Raw genomic sequence first — 17,675 nt, forward strand, 5'->3', positions numbered from 1 at the left:
CGACCACGGACGTCGGCAGCTCGGGCGCATCCGGCACCAGCACGGGGCCGGACCGCGCGCTGAAGCGCCAGGGCCAGTAGGAGGAGCGGCTCGTGGGGTGCGGGGCGGGATTGAGGCGGCGGGCCGTCTGAGCTGAGTCGTCCGATGGAGCAGGCGGCCCTACGACGAGGCGCGGAGTTCAGAGGCCGGAAGAAGTATTGATCCCTGCCCGCCTGGCAGCCGCTCGACCGATGTCGTCCAGCTGAGCGAGCATCTCGGCGGGCGGCCTCGTGACGTCGATCCGCACCGTCCGAACCACGACACCGGAGCCTTTCACCGTCGCTGTCCGATCACTCGGGTCTCCGGCGCTCGAGACGTAGACGAGCGTCCCTTCAGCCAGCCCGAGCACTGTGCAGTAGGCCAGCATCTGGTAGAGGTCCTCGACCCTCGGTGGCCCGAGTTTGTACTTGGCATCGATGACGACCACTGGTCGGCCGCCGGCGACGTGGACGAAGTCGGGTCGGATCGGCTGGCGTCGTTCGAGATCGAGATGAGCGGGGAACTGACCGATACTGACGCCCCGCGAGACCCCTGAGAGAGCGCTGCTCAGAGTCGTGGTCACGAATGCCTCGAACGCCTCCGCCATATTGACGACGAAGGAGGCGACGGTGTGGCCGCCGTTCGTCGTGGTGGGCGTGATGCGTGCGAGCACGAGTTCGGCGAAGCGCAGGGCGGGCTGATAGCGCTGGTTCAGCCGCGACGGCTGCCACGACGGTGTCATCGTCCCTGGCCGCAGGAGGGCTGCCTCCGACAGTCTCGAGTCGAGGTGCGCCAGGCGCCGCCGGACGTCCGGCGACACGCGGGGCACGGCGAGCAGCAGCCGGCCGGCCGCACGCAGGATCCGGTTCTCGACGATGTCGGCCGAGTAGTCGTCGACCGTCAGCTCGATCGGGAGGAGTCGTCCGCCGCGGCGCGACATCTGGTCGGAGAACCGGACCCGCCCGCGCACCGTCATTGCGCTCTCGTCGTACCGTCGGTACCCCTGCAGGAGGCCGTGCCCGAGTGCACGTTCCGCGATGCGCGCGTACGTCTCGGCGACCGCGGGGAAGATCTCCCTGCCGTCGCCGGAGACCTCTTCCGGTCGGAAGCCCGGGTCCGCCGCGTACCCCAGCATGAAGAGCACCGAGGAGAAGGCGGCCTTCGGACGGACGACGACCTCGTCGCCATCGATCCGAATCGCCCCGATCCTGTTGAGCTGAGGCTTCACCTCGGCGCCTGACGCTGTCATGCGGGATTCGAGCAGCCCTGCGCTGCACACGCGACCGATGACTTCAGGGTCGAACGAGACCGCCGTCCAGCCGCCGTTCTCGTCGAACTCGACGCGGGTCATCGGGCCGGAGCGTCGTCGACCGCTTCGTCCGGATCCGCGACAGCACCGGGCTCGAGAGCGCTGAGACCGAACGTCGCCCGGACCTCCGCGCGAGACAAGCGTCCGTAGTAGTGCTCGTCGAGCAGCGGAAGGATGTCGTACTCCCAGATCCTCGCCAATCCGGAGTCCGTGCGGGCAGAAGCGCCCATGAGGTAGGACGGGCCGATCTGGAAATCGCGGTCGAGGTCGCCGATCCGCTCGTTGAGCTGCCTCAGCAGAGCACTTCGGCTGATCTCATGGTGCTGCGCCTTCGACCATCGCTCGATCAGGCCGAGTACCGGCTCCTCTGCGGGGTGCAGCTCGACGAACGAGAACCGCCTCCTGATCGCCGCGTCCACCAGGGAGATCGAGCGGTCTGCCGTGTTCATCGTTCCGATGACGAAGAGATTCTCGGGCAGACGGAAGTCCTCCTCCGGCGAGTACTGCAGTGAGACCCCGGCGTCGCGGTATTCGAGGAGCAGGTAGAGCTCGCCGAACACCTTCGCGATGTTCGCCCGGTTGATCTCGTCGATGATCAGCACATGCGGCACTGTCGGGTTCGCCGCCGCTGCAGCAGCGAGAAGACGTACCGGCCCCGGTGCGAGTCGGAAACTCGCGGACCCCTTCTCATCGACCGTCGGCCGGAACCCCTCGAAGAAGTCCTCATAGGAGTAGGAGGGGTGGAACTGGACGATGCGGACCGCGCCCTTCGGCGCGATGAAGTCGGCGAGAGCACGGGCGAGATAGGTCTTGCCCGTTCCGGGAGGCCCGAAGAAGATCGCTTGGCGACGCTCCTCGAGGAGACCCAGCACCTCGTTCAGCCACAGTGAGTCGTAATGCAGGCGACCCGCGAGTTCGGGCGTGCTGCGGGGGAGGCGGAGGGGGCCGGACAGCGGGGGTGCGGGCGTCGGTGCGATCGGCGGCGATATCAGGAAGCCGACGTCGGTGATCGGAGCGCTGCCGGACAGGACGTCGAGGACGGCGTTCGGTATCTCCGACCTCGAGACCGGCGTTCGCCAGTCGACGCCGCGTCGTCCTCGGGAATCGAGTTCTCCGATGACGCCCCAGTGCACGTCGTCGGAGCCGTCGACGAAGACCTGGTCGCCGGCCGCCATCGTCACGAGGAACTGCGCAGCCGAATCCACCTCGGTGAGGAGATCGGTGATGAGCGGTCGCGGACCGGCCCCGGACGTCGGCCAGTCTCTCCATGAACGGAGCGCTTCGTCGCGGATGCCGCTTCGACCGCCATCCGGCGGGAGCGTGACGTGGAGGCCTGGGAGGGCGAGTGGCGCGCCGGGAGCGGCCGAGGGTACGGCCCAGCCGCGATGCTCGGTCTGCGGTGCCGCAAGCCACCATTCCGCGTCCCACGGTGGCGAGTACCAGGCGATGTCGAGCTCGCCGCTCGGGTCGAGGCTGTCCCGCAGAGCGAGCAGATCGCGGTCGACGTCGTCCGTCACCGTCGGGAGCGCTCCCGCGAAGGCGTCGCGGATCGCGTGCTTCTGCGCGACGGAGACGATTGCTTCGAAGCAGCTCGGCCAGGCCAGAGCGAGCAGAGAGCTCCGGATCGGTGGAGCATCACCCTGTACGTCGAGCGTGCGGTCGCGGAAGAGCCAGGGATCGCCGAGCGCGGCTTCGCGATGATCGGACGCGAGGGCGTCCCACTGCCGGACGAAATCGCACAACCAGAGGAGATGCTGTGCGATCTGCTGGTTGAACCCCTGACCGCCGTTGAAGACGCCGCGAGTGTCGAGGGCGTCGACGATCACATCAGGGACCCGGGGGCGATCGGGCAGCACGTCGAGGATCTCCTGCAGAAGAGCGAGCTTCGTCTGCGCCCGGATGTTGATGAGGGGGAGGCGCTGCAGGAAGCAGAGCTCAGCGGCGAGCAGGACGACCGCCCTCGGCTGATCAGTCATCTGCTCGGCGATCCGCTCACGGAAAGTGCCGGTCGACCCGGGTGTCTCGATCGCTCGCCGGAGTGCCGCCGCAGTATCAGCGGTCCAGGTCACCGTCCGGCCGTCGAACGCGGAGGCCTGGCGTCGGAGACCACCGTCGAGGACGACCCGGGCGGCCTGCGCGATCGCCGTCCGCTCCGCCCGGCCCGTCCGTCCGGACGTCTCCGGTTGCTCCGCTGGAACGCCGGGGTCGGTCGTTCCTCTTATGGCCGCGCAGTCCGAGCACCATCCCGGTCGCGTCAGCGTCCTGAGATCGACATCCGGCGCAGCACCCCAGGCCTTCAGCACTTCGTCCTGAGCCCAGATGCGGATCGGAGTCGTCACGCCGTGAGCACATCCTGGGAGATGCAGCTTGCCCGAGGACGCTTCCTCGTAACCGTGCTCGGATGCGGCGAGCCCCCACTCGACGCCGTCGAAGGACCGCGTGGAACCGGAGATGCGCCCTCGAGCTCCCGGAGCAGTGCTGAGCACCAGGAATCCGAGCCCTGTGAGGACCCGCTGTGCCTGGCCGGAGGTGAACTCGCTCCTCTGCAGACCGGTGACCTCGGAGATCACCTGTTTCACGGGGAAGCGGCTGCCGCTCACCTCGACGGAGTACGTGCTCACCTCGGCCGGCGCGGTACGGGCGAGGGTGCTCTCGACTTGTTCCCGTGTGAGTTCGTAGGTGGCGCCGTTGATCGTGAACTGCACTTCGTCCCCTTCGTCGTTCCGGTGAGTCTGTCGGACGGTACCGACTTTCACCGCATCGGCTCCCTTTTCGCGCCGGGAGAAGAGGGGGGTGTCACTGACCGTCTTCGAGTCCGTCTGCTCCGGTCTTGGTATGGGGGAGAGTCCGACGCGATGAGCGCGGAGAATCCAACGGGACGGCGACCGATCGAGAAGGAAGCGACAGCCCTTCCGCAGCGAACCGGACCTCGACCGGTATGGCACGATCAACCCATGCCCGGCTCACTGCACGCCTATGTCGTCGAAGGAACCCGTCTCCGAGTGGATGTGGTCTCGGATCAGGGGGCGACTCTCTCCCTTGCGGGGGAATTCACCGATCTCGAGCCGGTGACGGAGAGCGGTGGCGTTCTCGAGAGCAATCCTGCACTGCGCAGCAACATGTGGGCGTACGCCAAGACCTGGTATCGCGCCCGCATGACGTCCAATGCCGAGGCTCTCGCGTATTCGGATCCGGCCGAGCAGAAGGCCGCTCTCCAGCAGGTGGAGCAGGAGCGGCGGACCGCACAGAAAGTGGCCGAGACGTACGCGAAGACGGCGCAGTGGATCGCGGACGTCGCAGACGACGTCTCGCTGCTGGACGTCCAGCACGGATGGTGCTCGTCGTGCTTCTTCAACACCGAGCACCGGAAGTCCAACCGTCCCGCGGGGCAGCTTCCGGTGTACGTCTGCAAGGGCTGCGGATCCGCGACGCTCCCGTGCGTGGCTGTCGGCTGCGGCAACATGGCGGTGCGCGAGCGCGGCGCTCTGCGCGTCCCCCAGTTCTGCGCCGAGCACAAGCACGAGATCCCGGGCTTCGAGAAGGCCCAGGGGAGCTTCGGCGAGCTGCACGACTACGAGGCCTTCCTCGAGTACGAGAAGCCCGACCTCGACGCGACCTCGAAGATCATCGTGGGCGGCATCGCTGTCCTCGCGATGGCGGCGCCGGTCGCTCTCCTCGCCGCTCCCGCCATCGGCGGCGCGATCGGCTCGCTCGGCGTCTTCGGCGGATTCACCGGCGCAGCGGCGAGCTCACACGGACTCGCGCTGCTCGGCGGCGGCACCCTCGCAGCGGGCGGGCTCGGCATGGCCGGCGGCACGGCGGTCGTCACGGCCGTCGGAGCGGCGGTGGGAGGTGTCCTCGGGGCATCGGTCGCGAACGCTTACCTGAGCGAGGACAAGTCGTTCCAGATCGAGCTGCTCCGTCCGGGAACGGGCGGCGTCCCCGTGGTCGTCGCTAACGGGTTCCTCACCGACGGTGAGGGAGACCGATGGGGCAAGTGGAAGTCGATCGTCGACTCCCGCTACCCGGACTCGCCCGTCTACCGCGTCCGATGGGGGTCGAAGGAGTTGCGGGATCTGACGGATCTCGCCCTGGGCGCAGCAGGCAAGGGCGTCGCCATGGGGCTGCTCAGAGGAGCGGCGGCGCTCGGGCACAAGGCGGGGGCGAAGCTTCTCGGAGGCGTCGCCGGGCCGGCGATGATCGCCTCGGACCTCGCGAGGAACCCCTGGCACGTCGCGAAGAACCGCGCCGACAAGACCGGCGTGATCATCGGTGATCTCCTTGCACGCACGAACGCGAAGTCGTACGTGCTCATCGGTCACAGTCTGGGAGCGAGGGCGATGGTCGTCGCCGCGCAGTCCATGGGCACGAAGCCCGGAGGGCCGCGGATCCAGGCCGCACATCTCCTCGGCACCGCGATCGGTGCGAAGAGCAACTGGGACTCGTTGACCGCCTCGGTCGACGAAGCGGTCTACGGCTACCACTCCCGCAACGACGCGATCCTCAAGTTCGTCTACCGGACGGCTCAGGCCGGTGAGACGGCAGCTGGTCTGGTGGGCTTCATCCCAGCGTCCAGCAAGTTGCAGAACATCGACGTCTCGGATCGTGTCCAGACGCACTTCGAGTATCAGGACAACGTCGAGCTCCACGACGCCGTCTGAGCGGTGCCGGGCGGGAGGCCGGTGACCTCTCGCCCGCGATCAGTCGATCCGCTGGTCCTTCGTCCATCCGCGCAGGACTCGCCGACGACCGCCGGCTCGGCCGTTCGGCCCTCGAGGGACGAGCGCTGTCCGAGCTAGCGCCCTTCCCCACCCAGCCGCTCACTCATCCCTGCGACCTCCTGCCACGCTCCGGTCGCCCGTTCCTCCGCCGTCGCCTCCCGGAGCAGCGCGGTCAACCGCTCCCGCAGCCGCAGCTCTGCGGCCGTCATCGCGCTCTCGTGTCCCCGTGCAAGGAGGTACGAGTGGGCGTCCGTCGCGAAGGCGGCCAGGGCGTCGAGGAAGATCTCGAGGACGCGGGCGGCCTCGCCGATGCGGGACGGATCGCGGGGCACCGGCAGCATCGGCACGAGCCGCAGCCTCCCCTGCCAGAGGCGCTCGTCGAGCGGGTCGGCGAAGAGGGTGAGCGCGGTCGCGAGCGTTCCCGAGGCGGAGGAGGGGAACGCGCGGCGGACGTCGTGGACGATCTCGTGGAAGTGGTCGTCGGTGAGGCCGAAGCCGACGAAGAGCAGGTGCCGGGTCGCGAGGGTGGCCTTCACGATCGAGGAGAGGGCGCGGCGGGAGGAGTCGAAGCCGAGGTAGTCGTCGCGGGTGAGGACGATCGAGGACGGGTCGTCGACGGTGCCGTGGAGCTTGAGCAGCCAGCGCTCGTGGTCGCCCTCGTGGTCGCCGGGGATGACGGCGCGGGGGACGCCCGCGTCCTCGGACGCCGCCTCGAAGAGGCGGTCGTAGTTGAGCGTGATGGCCTGCTCGGAGTCGATCGCGGTGAGGAGCGCCGGAGCGAGACCGTACCGCTCGAGGGAGCCGATCTCACGGGCGACGGCCTCGGCGAACCGTCCGGGCTGCTCCTCGTCGAAGAGCGTCGCGAGGTAGGACGCCTGGTCGAGCACGTTCTTCCCGCTGAGGACCGCGGACGTCTCGGAGTCGAGTCCGATCTCGCGGCCGAGCTCCTCGAGCAGTCCGTCCCAGGAGGGGCCGCCGGCGCTGACGCTGGTCCCGGCGCCGAGGAAGGGCACGAGCCGGCGGCGACGGGCGCGCTCGGCGAGGCTCTGCGCCTCCTCGAGGGCCGGAGCCTCCAGCTCGGGCCAGGACGTCGCGGGATCGAGTCGTCGCCTGGACTGGGCGAAGGCGTGGACGTCGGCGCGGAGGGTGACGATCGCGATGTCGACCTGGAACGCCTCGGCGGCCTCCCGCAGCACGCGGAGCTGCTGGGCGAGCACGGCGTCGCGGAGGGTCCCTGATCCTCCTCCCGCCGTCGCGAAGAGCGGCACGGCTAGGAGCGGCAGCGGCCGCCTCGTGCGCCGATCTCTCGTCGCCGTCCGCGCGGCGACCTCGACGAACGCCCGGAGGCGGCGGGCGATGTCGGCGAGTCCTTCGCTGTCCTCGGCGTCGTGCACGGCGCGATCGGGGACGGCGGTGAGGACGGGAGTGGGCTCGCCGTCGCGCGGCGCGAGCGGCAGTGCCGCCTGTCGGCCGTCCGAGAACTCCGGAGTCAGCGCGGAGCGTGCGCGATCCTCCAGCTGCGGGACCCCCCGCCAGAAGTCCGTGAACGAGAGGAAGCGGTCCGTCGGCAGGAGCCACCCGTCGCAGGCGAAGTGGAGGAGGCTCCCGCGGGTGACGAAGAGATGAGGTCGAGGCACGGCCTCTTCCTATCAGCATCGCTCAGTCGCCCGGGAGGGCTCGTTCTCCGCGTCGAGAACGAGCCCTCCCGGGCGACTCGGTGCAGACGGCCGGGAGTCACGCGAGCATCCGATGCCGATGTGACGCCGGCGTCAGCGCCCCAGCACTCCCGCGTACACCGCCAGGTACTCGTCGACCATCCGGTCCACGGCGAAGCGGCGGCGCGCGGTCGCCCGCACGGCCGCGCGGTCGAGGAGTCCGATCCGCTCGACCGAGGCGACCGCCTCCGACAGGGAGCCCACCGCGAACCCGGTGACGCCCTCGTCGATGATCTCGGCCATGGATCCGCGGCGGTACGCGATCACCGGCGTCCCGCACGCCATCGCCTCGACGACGGAGAGGCCGAACGGCTCGTCGAAGCCGATCGGATGCAGGAGCGCGAGCGCTCCGCCGAGCACGAGGGCGCGCTCCTCCGGCCCGACCGAGCCGCGGTAGACGACGCGCGTCCCGTCGACGAGCGGCTCGACCTCCTCGCGCCAGTAGCGCTCGTCCTGCACGATGCCGCAGAGGAGGAGTCGGCGCCCGGCCGCGGCGGCGATCCGGACCGCCTCCGCCGTGCCCTTGTCGGGGTGGATCCGGCCGAGGATCACGAGGTCCTCGCCTCCGGATCCGGCGGGGAAGCCGTCCACGTCGATCCCGTGGTGCACCGTCGCCGCGTAGTCGAGCTCGGGGGAGCGGTCGCTGTCCGAGATCGACACCAGGTGCGCGGTGCGCGGATGCCGCAGCGCCTCGCGGTAGGCGGGCAGGATCTCGGGCCCGGAGAAGCCGTGCACCGTCGTCACGAGGACTACGGCCGCGGCGGCGTCGACGTCGACGCAGCGGCGGATCAGGAGGCCGGCGCCGCGAGTGGCGTCCTCGCGGCCGTGCCCGGCGGGGAGGACCTACTCGAGGAGGAAGGCGCGCCCGTTGATCAGCAGCGTGTCGCCGTCGGTCGCGGCGAGAACGCCGAACTCGTCGACGGAGCGGGTGGAGTCCCCGGCGGTGTCCGAGGTCGCGGCGACAGCGGGAGTGGCTGCGGCGGCGGTGAGGAGGAGCCCGCAGGCGAGTGCGGTGATCACGGTCGTGCGGTTCATCGGCGTCGTCCTTGGCGTCGTGGTGGGCCGCTTCTCGTGGAGGCGGCGGGAACTGGTTCCGAGCCTAGGGCGCCGAGCCCGTCAACGCCCTGGGTCGTTCCTTGGGTTCAGCTATGAAGTACCGTGCAGCCATGCCCTGGGGACGCCTCTACTTCGCCGTGCAGGCCCTCGGCGGCGCGGCCTGGTGGGTCGCCGTGGCGCTCGTCCCCGCCGTGCGGACCGCGACGCTCGGCAGCCTCGATCCCGTCCCTGTCGCGGCTCTCGACCTCCCGCTGTTCGTCGGCGCCTCCGCTCTCGCCGCCGCCGGGATCCGCTGGGCGGCCGTCACCGCGACGGCCTGGACGCTCCTCGTCGCGGTCGCCCTGGCCGTCTGGGCCACCCTGACGGGGGAGGCGGGCTGGGGCGTCGTCGCGATGATCGCCGCGGCGGGCGGCTCCGTCGTCGCGGCGTGCCTGCTCCTGCTCGGCCGGGTGCCCACGCGCTGGATCGCCTCCGGTCCCTTCTCCTTCCGGGTCGCGACCGCGGGCCGCCGACCCGGATCGCACCTCGCCGCGACCCTCGGGCAGATCGCGGTGTTCTGGGGTGGCGCGCTGGTCGTCGTCCCGCTGGTGATCGCCGCGCTGGAGGAGCGCTGGGGCGTGGGCCTCGGAGCGGCGCCGCCCGCGGTCGTCGGCGTCGGCGTCCTGCTGCTGGTCGCGGCGAGCGCGCTCGGGATCTGGTCGGGGCTCACGATGTCGCTCCTCGGCGACGGCACGCCGCTGCCGATCGCGATGACCAACCGGCTGGTGATCGCCGGCCCCTACCGCTGGGTCCGCAACCCGATGGCGGTCGCCGGCATCGTGCAGGGAGCGGCGGTCGGGCTGCTGCTCTCGTCGTGGCTGGTCGTGCTGTACGCGCTCCTCGGCGCCGTCGTCTGGAATCGGGCCGTGCGCCCGCTGGAGGAGGCGGATCTCGCCGCCCGCTTCGGCGCCGACTTCGAGCGCTACCGCTCGCGCGTCCGCTGCTGGGTGCCCCGCCGCCCGGAGCCGCTGCCGCGCCGGGGGTAGCCGCTGCCGCGGTGCGCTCGCCGAGGCGTTCCGCCCCCGCCGGGACACCGCCGCCAGGCCGGCGACTCGTCGACGAGGGCTGTGTCTCGAGGCGCGGTCCGCTCCTCCGCCCCCACAACGCGCCTCTCGGGACGGCGACGCGCCTCGCCCGCCGACCCCGTCACTCCGCGGTGCGCCCGCGCCCCACCACCGCGGCGACCAGCCCCGCCGACACCGCGGCCAGCGCGACCAGCACCCCGCCCACGCCGAGCGCCCCCGCCACGAGCGGAGTCGCCAGCGCCAGCGCGACACCGGGGAGCGCCAGCCGCGCGGGCATCGGCTGGTGCTCGCCGAGCGGCGCGTGCACCGCCCACAGGGTCAGGACGAAGACCGCGACCGGGACCGCGACGGCCGCGCCGATCACCGTGTCGGACGCCTCGAGGTGGCCCGCGGTCGCGGCGACGGCCGCCTCCAGCCCGGATCCCAGCGCCGCGAGGGCCGCGAACGCCGCGAAGTGCGCGTAGCCCCAGCGGTAGGAGAGGCCGCGCCGCCGCTCCAGCAGCTCGCCGGAGGGATGCGAGAACGACAGCCACCACAGCGCGAACACGATCACCAGCCCGCAGGCCGCGACCAGCACGAGCGAGGTGCTGACGCCCGCCTCCGTCACCGCCCGCTGCACGCCCATCACCGCCGCGAGGACGCCCTCGCCGAGCAGGATGATCGTGAACAGCCCGTACCGCTCGGCGACGTGGTGCGGATGCCAGTTCGCGTCGCCCGCCCGCTGCGCCCAGAGGGGCACGGCCAGCTCGCAGACGACCAGGAGCAGGAAGCTCACCACCCCGACCTCCTCGGGCAGGAGCAGCCGCAGCAGCCAGCAGACCTGCACGATCGAGAAGCCGACGGCGTTGCGCACGGCGGAGGTGCGGTGCTCCGGAGTGGACACGGCCACGCGGATCCACTGGCTCACCAGCGCGAACCGCATGATCGCGTAGCCGATGGTGATCGCCCGGTAATCGCCCTCCTCGAAGCCGGCCGGCACTCCCGCCGCGAGCACCAGGACGCCGGCCATCTGGGCGAGGGTCAGCAGCCGGTACGGCACATCGTCGGTGTCGTACCCGGACGCGAACCAGGTGAAGTTCATCCACGCCCACCAGATCGCGAAGAACACCATGCCGAAGGGGAGGAGCCCCTCGGCGAGGTGCCCCTCCTCGGTGGCGTGGGCGAGCTGCTGGGCGATCTGCGCGATCGCGACGACGAAGGTCAGGTCGACGAGCAGCTCGAGCGGACTCGAGACGCGGTGCGCCTCGTCGATCGCGCGCGGCTGCATCCGCACGCGGAGGGGGTGCGCGGGGGAGGCGGGCATGCGCTCATCCTGCACCCGGAGGGCCGCTGCGCGAGTGCCGCGCCCGCCTCCCGCGAACCTCGGCGCCCGCCCTCGCACCGAGTGTCCAGAAGTCGTCGCACTCGAGCGCGAGCGCGACGACCATCGGACACTCGCGGTCGGCCGGACCTCGCGGGGCCGGGCTCACACTCGCCGGGTACGTCGCAGCCGCGCCCCGCGCCGGCCCGCGCAGGACCCCCGCCTACGATGGGTCGGGATGTCCCCCGAATCCGCGCTCGCCGCCCCGACCCGCGCGTCCCCGGGCGCCCGGCGGTCGCGGCGCGGGCCGCTCCTCGGGCTCGCCCTGGTCGCCGTCCTCGTGGCGACGCGCCTGCTCGCACCGGACGCGGCGGGCGACGCCCTCTCGGACGCGGTGCGCGACTTCCTCACCCTCTCGATCAGCGTCGTCATCGAGTCGCTGCCGTTCGTGTTCCTCGGCATCGTCCTCTCGATCGCGGTGCAGCTGTGGGTGCCCGAGACCGTGCTGCTGAGGATCCTGCCGAAGCGGGCGCTCCCGCGGCGCCTCGTGATCTCGCTGCTCGGCGTGCTCCTCCCGGTCTGCGAGTGCGGCAACGTGCCGCTCGCGCGCGGGCTGATCGTCAAGGGCCTCTCGGTGTCGGAGTCGATGACGTTCCTCCTCGCCGCGCCGATCGTGAATCCGATCACCATCGTCACGACCTACCAGGCCTTCGGCTGGGGCGACGGGATCCTCGTCTGGCGCATCGTCGGCGGCTTCGCGATCGCGAACCTCGTCGGCTGGATCTTCAGCCGCCACTCCGAGCCGATGAGCCTGCTCACCGACCGCTTCCGCGCGGCGTGCGAGGCGGGCGAGCGGCCGTCCCGCTCCCTCCGCGACCGCTCCCGGCGCAGCGTGCTGCTGTTCGCCGAGGAGACCGGGGCGATGATGCCGGCGCTGTTCGTCGGCGCCGCCATCGCGGGGCTGATCCAGGTCGGCGTCTCGCGCGACGTGCTGACCACGCTCGGCGGCGACCCGCTCTGGTCGGTGCTGGCGCTGATGGTGCTCGCCTTCGTCATCTCGATCTGCTCGAACGTCGACGCGTTCTTCGTGCTCTCGTTCGGCTCCACGTTCCTGCCGGGAGGCATCATCGCGTTCCTCGTCTTCGGTCCGATGATCGACGTCAAGATGCTCGCGCTGCTGCGCACCACGTTCTCGGCCGCGACGCTGGTGCGCGTCACCGTGCTGGTCGCCCTCGCCGCGGCCGTGCTGGGACTGGCGGTGAACTATGCGCTCTGAGCGCCTCCTCGCCCGCTGGAAGGGCGTCGTCCTCAGCCTGATCGGCGTCGTCTCGACCCTGTGGCTCGCCGCGACCGGCCGGCTCGGCCTCTACATCCACCCCCGCTACTTCGAGTTCTCGGTGGTGCTCGCGGTGATCGCCGGAGTGCTGCTGATCGCGGCCTTCGCGGTGGTGCCGCGAGCGGAGGAGGACGCCCATGCGCACGAGGACGACGTCGAGCACCTCCACGCCCCCGTGCCCGCCCGCCCCTGGCGCCGGGTGGTCGCGGTCGCGGCCGGAGTCGCGGTGATCGCCTCCGCCGCCGTCGCCCTGCTCGTGCTCCCGCCGGCCGCCCTCACCGCCTCGACCGCGACGCAGCGCGAGGTCAACACCAGCGCCGTCGACGCCTCCGTGACCGCTGCGGCGCCCACCGGCGACACGGCCTCCTTCAGCGTGCGCGACTGGGCGACCCTGCTGCGTCAGGGCGCGAGCGAGCAGTTCCTCGCCGGCCGCACGGCGACGGTGAGCGGATTCGTGACCCCCGACGCCTCCGACCCCGAGAACGTCTTCTACATCGCCCGCTTCGTCGTCACCTGCTGCGCGGTGGACGCGCAGCCGGTGGGCGTGCCGGTCTACCAGGCCGGCTGGGCCGACACCTGGTCGGAGGGGCAGTGGCTGGAGGCGAGCGGCGGCTTCGGCGCGAACCCGAGCGTCACCAGCCCCGAGGCGGTCGTGCTGGAGCCGGAGGCGCTCACTCCGATCGACGAGCCGGCGATGCCGTATGTCTACTGAGCGCGGCGCGACTCCCGAGCGCGGCGCGTCTCCCGGCGGCGGCACATCTGCGCAGAGCGGGCGACGGGCCGGAGGCGGCGCGCGGCGGGCTCCCGGCCTCGACTCCGCAGGCGCCTCCCGCTTCCCCCGCCTGTTCTGGGCGGTCGTCGCGGTGCTCGTCCTCGCGGTCGGAGGCCTGACCGCCGCCACCGTCGCGAAGGGGCCCCGGGTCGCCTCCCTCGAGGTCAGCACCGACGGCGTGGTCGAGCGCGACGGCTCCCGAGCCCGCCTGCACCTCGACCAGGCGCTCGAGCCCGACGCGCTCGACCGTGTCCGCGTCGCTCCGGACGCCCCGCACACCACCGAGCTCGACGGCGGCGTGCTCACCGTCACCTTCACCGACACCCTCCGCTACGCCACCCGCTACGAGATCGGGATCGACGACGCCCGCAGCGCCGCGACAGGCTCGGCCGCCGACGTCTCCGCCTCCTTCACCACGAAGGACCCCGACCTCTTCACCCTCGACCGCACCGCCGACGACCCCTCGCAGCCCGACGCCGTCCGCGTCCGCCCGCTCTCCGGAGGCGACGCCCGGGTCCTCGTCACGGCCGACCGGATCCAGGACTACGCCGTCGTCGGCCCGGTGCTGGTCGTCGTGACCATCGAGCCGGACGACACGAACCTCCTCCGCACGGTCACGCTCGACACCGGCTCCGAGGGCGTCATCCCGCTCCCCGGCCCCGGGACCGTGCGCGAGCTGCACTCCTCGCCCGAGAAGGGCGTGCTCGGCTGGACCTTCACCGGGCAGGCGCCGTCGGGCCCGCTCGACCGCGCCCTCTACTCCTACGACCTCACCGACCAGAAGGCCGAGGCGGTCCCCGTGCTCGGGATCGACGGCGGGCCGCTGCGGGCGCGCGACTGGATGTTCGTGCCCGGCACCACCTCCGTCGTCACCCACTCGCTCGACGACACGGTGCTCCTGCTCGACCTGCTGACGCCCGGCTCGATCAGCCCGCTCGGGCAGCACGCGGAGCTGCGCGGATTCGTGCCCGGCGCGAACCGGCTCGTGGTCGCCGATCCGGAGTCGGGCTCGCTGATCGACCTGGCCGACGGCTCGGTCGAGACGCTCGCCCTCCCGCCGGCGGACGTGAGCGCGACCGCGTCGCCCGTGCAGATCCTGCTCCTCGACTCCGGGAGCTACGTCGAGCTCGAGGCCGTGTACGCGCCGGAGACGGGGGCGACCCAGTACTCCGTCGTCCGCGTCGACGCGTCCGGCACCTCGGAGGTGTTCCGCACCTCGCCGACGGGGCGCATCCGCGGCGTCTGCCTCTCGCCGAACGGGCAGTACCTCGCCGTCGAGACCGTCTCGGTCGAGGGTCGGCCGGACGACTACCCGGGCGAGCCGGGCTTCAGCGCGACCTCGACCGTGCTCGTCGACCTCGGCACCGGCGACACCGCGCGCAGCGTCAACGGACGCTCGCGCGACTGGTGCGCGTAGGGGCCGGGCCGACGACCGGCTCGTCCACCTGACTGATTGCTGGCGGCTCGGAAGTACCGGATCGTTCAGCAGATCATCGAGAACGACCAGCGCGCCGAGCTGAGCGTCGCGGACCGCACCGCCGCGTGGGCGCAGCTCGCGTTCGAGGGCGTGTCCGCCGCAGCGATCGCCAAGCGCACCGGCACCAAGACCGACGCGGTTAAGAAGGGGCTTGCGGTCGCGGAGTCTGCGACCGTCACGTCCGTTCTGCACGAGCACGAGCTGACCCTTGACCAGGCGGCGGTGCTGTTGGAGTTCGAGGACGACGCCGACGCCTGCGCGACCCTGATCGAGGTCGCCATACACGACCCGGCCCGGTTCGAGCACACCGCGCAGACCCTCCGCGACGAGGCCGCGCACCAGGGGCTCCTCGCGGCGACCGCCGCCGAGTACACCGGCAACGTCTTCCAGATCCTCACCCGCTCCGACGCCTACGGCGACCAGGCGACGTGGACGCCGGTGCGGCAGCTGCGTGGCGAGGACGGGAAGAGCGTCACCCCGGAGCAGGTCGCGGCCGTTCCCGGCCGCGGAGTGCTCATCGACACCAGCTGGCGCGGCGAGGTCGAGGTCACGCTCCTGGTTCAGGACCCGACCGCTGCCGGATTCACCTACGCCTACGGAGCGCCCGAGCAGCCGCAGACCGAGGAGGAGGCCGAGGAGGAGCGCGCCGAGAAGTCCGCTGAGCGCAAGGTGCTCATCGCCAACAACAAGGCGTGGAACGCGGCCGAGAAGGTGCGCCGCGAGTGGATCGCGACGTTCCTCGCCCGCAAGACCCTCCCCAAGGACGCGGATCGCGTCATCGCCCTGGGCCTCACCGCTCACCGGTTCGCGGTGTCGTCGGGGATGAGCAACGGCAGCGACCTCGCGCACGCGCTGCTGCGCATCGAGCGCCCCTCCGGCTACCGCGCCGACGCTCTCGCGGCGCTGATCGAGGGGAACCCCGCGAAGGCCCGCCTGGTCGCGCTGGCCGTCGTGCTCGGAGGGCAGGAGGCGCACACGAGCAAGGAGTCCTGGCGCCGCGGCGACGAGCGCACGGCCGAGCACTTCCGCCAGCTCGCGGCCTGGGGTTACGCGCTCTCCCCGGTCGAGCAGGTCGTCACCGGCGACAGCACCCCCGCCGACGCCGCAGGACTCAGCTAGCCCACCCGGCGGGGACCGGCTCGCACCGGTCCCCGCCCCTCCTCTTCTCCCACTGCTGCACAGGAAGGCCTGACCATGACCACCACGACCACCGCACCCCGCCCCGCCCACCGCTTCGACCCGTACCAGGAGTGATCGACCTCGAAATCGGATCGCTCCGCTCCCAACTCGGCGCCCGCGGTCAGCCGAAGCACCAGCATCGCCTGCACGATCCACCTCACCCGGAAAGGGGACTTAGTTAGACCGTCTAGAAAATTTAGGCTGTGACCGCTCGATCGGCGATCCCTGGCTGCTGGTCGTTCGAGGTTGGCGCGCGTTCGGCCAACCGGCAGCGAGGGGTGCACCGACCCGAACGGTTGCACCCCTCGCTGTAATTGTGAAGCCACCAGAGCCCGTTGACGAGAGGGCCCGGAGGCGCCGAGACATTTTCGAGGGTCGATGCCGGTGAGGGTCAGGCGAAAGCGCTGCCCGCCAGCGGATGCGCGAGCAGGATCCCCGCGATGAGGAGGAGTGCGGCGCTCGGCAGCACGAACTCGACGGGGCGTTTTCCGTGGCGGCTCAGCGCGGAGGGCGCCAGATGGATGAGCACGCCGACCGTGAGCAGGGCGGCGCACGTGAGAAGACCCCATCCGCCGATGAAGAGCAGACTGACTCCCGGGCCACCCGACTCGGGGATCCCGTACCAGACGGCGTCCGCGATCCAGAGTGTCGCGGCGGCGACGCCGGTTGACGCGAGAGCGACCCAGGACACAACGGAGCTAGAGCCGGTCGAGGTCGATCTCCTGGTGTCCACCTGCCGAACGCTAGGGCAGCCGACGGCGCTGGACAACGAAGCCGGAATGAACAAGAGGTGGACGTGAATCCGTCCGGCGACGGACGGCGGTGCCCCTTCAAGGAGTTGCCGGTGGACTCCCGAGCGCAGCGTCGTCGTGTCTCGTTGCCCTGCGGTCGGGGATCGAGGAGCGGGGAGGGGGAGGCGCCGGCTGGGGGACCGACAGGTCGGCTTCGCTTGCAGTTCCCGCAGCGGAGGATCGCCATGCTCACCGGCGGTGCCGACTCGCTGCCCGTGAGGGGAGCTCTCGCTGAGCTGGCGGATGAGCCGATCGGCGATCGGGTTCAGCCGGTGAGCCGGCGGACCTGTTCAGCGGAGAGCTGGCGGTCGGCGAAGAGCACGACTCGTGCGGTCGGGTCTGGGCTGTGCGCGTCCGGACCCTCCCATCTGAGCGCGAGGCCGAGTCGTTCGATGGTGCGGCGGGAGCGTGCGTTGCGTTCTGCGACGACCGCGGTGATGGGCAGCTCCGGTCGGAGGCGGTGGGCGAGTTCGATGCCGGCGAGGGCGACCTCCTGCGCGTAGCCCTTGCTCCAGTGGTCGGGGTGGAGGGTGAACGCCACATTCCAGGCTGCATCGGAGAGCAGAGTGCATCCACCCATTCCGATCAGATCACGGCTGTCGATGGGGGAGTCGCGCCGGCGGATCACCCAGCTGCTGAGTCCGTCCCGTGTCCACTGGGTCCTTCGATACGCGATCACGGCCCGGGTCTGATCGGCGGAGAGATGGAGGAGGAGTGGATCCTCTTCCGCGATCCGCGGATCGGTGTAGAGGCGGAACAGCTCGTCCAGGTCGGTCTCGGCGGGCCGGCACAGTCGGAGTCGGTCGGTGAACACGTCGAGGTCCCGTGGGGCACAGGCCTGTCCGTCGCTCACGCTCATGGGATGAGGTTGCCATGACCCGACCGCTCGACCAGCGTTGAGTGCGCATGTGATCCGGTCGCGCGAGGTGGCCCGCAC

Annotated in this window: 14 protein-coding genes; 6 read left to right on the forward strand and 8 right to left on the reverse strand. The window is 71.1% G+C overall.

The genetic code is table 11. The features are described 5' to 3' along the window. Positions 1–178: 178 nt before the first annotated feature. Positions 179–1,369 (reverse strand): McrC family protein, encoded by a 1,191-nt coding sequence (locus C5C54_RS15460; RefSeq protein WP_104234076.1) that lies wholly within the window; start codon positions 1,367–1,369, stop codon positions 179–181. After that, positions 1,366–4,272, reverse strand: coding sequence for an AAA family ATPase (locus tag C5C54_RS15465; RefSeq protein ID WP_219812213.1), 2,907 nt, complete (start codon positions 4,270–4,272; stop codon positions 1,366–1,368). Before C5C54_RS15465 ends, C5C54_RS15460 begins: the two co-directional genes overlap by 4 nt. 210 nt (positions 4,273–4,482) lie before the next feature. Here C5C54_RS15465 and C5C54_RS15470 point away from each other — a divergent pair, with 210 nt between their 5' ends. Beyond that, complete coding sequence (locus tag C5C54_RS15470; protein ID WP_219812214.1) at positions 4,483–5,988, forward strand: DUF726 domain-containing protein; 1,506 nt, start codon at positions 4,483–4,485, stop codon at positions 5,986–5,988. 134 nt (positions 5,989–6,122) lie between these two features. On the opposite strand, the gene C5C54_RS15475 is transcribed toward C5C54_RS15470, so the two are convergent. From C5C54_RS15475 to C5C54_RS15485, 3 genes are all read right to left on the reverse strand, one after another. Continuing rightward, entirely contained in the window at positions 6,123–7,685 is a 1,563-nt protein-coding gene (locus tag C5C54_RS15475; RefSeq protein ID WP_104288724.1) for an SIR2 family protein, read from the reverse strand. 132 nt (positions 7,686–7,817) lie between these two features. Continuing rightward, complete coding sequence (locus C5C54_RS15480; protein ID WP_258063354.1) at positions 7,818–8,507, reverse strand: glycosyltransferase; 690 nt, start codon at positions 8,505–8,507, stop codon at positions 7,818–7,820. A 99-nt stretch (positions 8,508–8,606) separates the two neighbouring features. After that, the gene (locus C5C54_RS15485; RefSeq protein ID WP_104223384.1) at positions 8,607–8,798 is read right to left on the reverse strand and encodes a hypothetical protein; all 192 of its coding nucleotides are present in this window, start codon (positions 8,796–8,798) and stop codon (positions 8,607–8,609) included. Between the two features lie 131 nt (positions 8,799–8,929). Here C5C54_RS15485 and C5C54_RS15490 point away from each other — a divergent pair, with 131 nt between their 5' ends. Next, entirely contained in the window at positions 8,930–9,844 is a 915-nt protein-coding gene (locus tag C5C54_RS15490; RefSeq protein WP_104288726.1) for an isoprenylcysteine carboxylmethyltransferase family protein, read from the forward strand. Positions 9,845–10,004: 160 nt separating this feature from the next. On the opposite strand, the gene C5C54_RS15495 is transcribed toward C5C54_RS15490, so the two are convergent. Further along, complete coding sequence (locus tag C5C54_RS15495; RefSeq protein WP_219812215.1) at positions 10,005–11,186, reverse strand: low temperature requirement protein A; 1,182 nt, start codon at positions 11,184–11,186, stop codon at positions 10,005–10,007. 235 nt (positions 11,187–11,421) lie between these two features. Between C5C54_RS15495 and C5C54_RS15500 the strand changes: the two genes are divergently transcribed. The 4 genes from C5C54_RS15500 to C5C54_RS15515 are packed head-to-tail and all read left to right on the forward strand — an operon-like array spanning position 11,422 to position 15,887. Then, positions 11,422–12,459, forward strand: coding sequence for a permease (locus tag C5C54_RS15500; protein ID WP_104288727.1), 1,038 nt, complete (start codon positions 11,422–11,424; stop codon positions 12,457–12,459). Further along, positions 12,449–13,231, forward strand: coding sequence for a TIGR03943 family putative permease subunit (locus tag C5C54_RS15505; RefSeq protein WP_104288728.1), 783 nt, complete (start codon positions 12,449–12,451; stop codon positions 13,229–13,231). The genes C5C54_RS15500 and C5C54_RS15505 overlap by 11 nt, the downstream gene beginning before the upstream one ends. Beyond that, entirely contained in the window at positions 13,221–14,708 is a 1,488-nt protein-coding gene (locus tag C5C54_RS15510; protein ID WP_104288729.1) for a hypothetical protein, read from the forward strand. The genes C5C54_RS15505 and C5C54_RS15510 overlap by 11 nt, the downstream gene beginning before the upstream one ends. A 36-nt stretch (positions 14,709–14,744) precedes the next feature. Beyond that, positions 14,745–15,887, forward strand: a complete 1,143-nt coding sequence (locus C5C54_RS15515; protein ID WP_104288730.1) for a hypothetical protein — start codon at positions 14,745–14,747, stop codon at positions 15,885–15,887. A gap of 451 nt (positions 15,888–16,338) precedes the next feature. Here the strand turns inward: C5C54_RS15515 and C5C54_RS15520 are convergent, their stop codons facing one another. Together C5C54_RS15520 and C5C54_RS15525 are read right to left on the reverse strand one after the other, a co-directional pair. Then, complete coding sequence (locus tag C5C54_RS15520; RefSeq protein ID WP_104288731.1) at positions 16,339–16,638, reverse strand: hypothetical protein; 300 nt, start codon at positions 16,636–16,638, stop codon at positions 16,339–16,341. Between the two features lie 365 nt (positions 16,639–17,003). After that, positions 17,004–17,597, reverse strand: coding sequence for a GNAT family N-acetyltransferase (locus C5C54_RS15525; RefSeq protein ID WP_104269213.1), 594 nt, complete (start codon positions 17,595–17,597; stop codon positions 17,004–17,006). Positions 17,598–17,675 lie beyond the last annotated feature (78 nt).

The sequence above is a fragment of the Rathayibacter sp. AY1F2 genome, assembly GCF_002930885.1.
Classification (GTDB): Bacteria; Actinomycetota; Actinomycetes; order Actinomycetales; family Microbacteriaceae; genus Rathayibacter.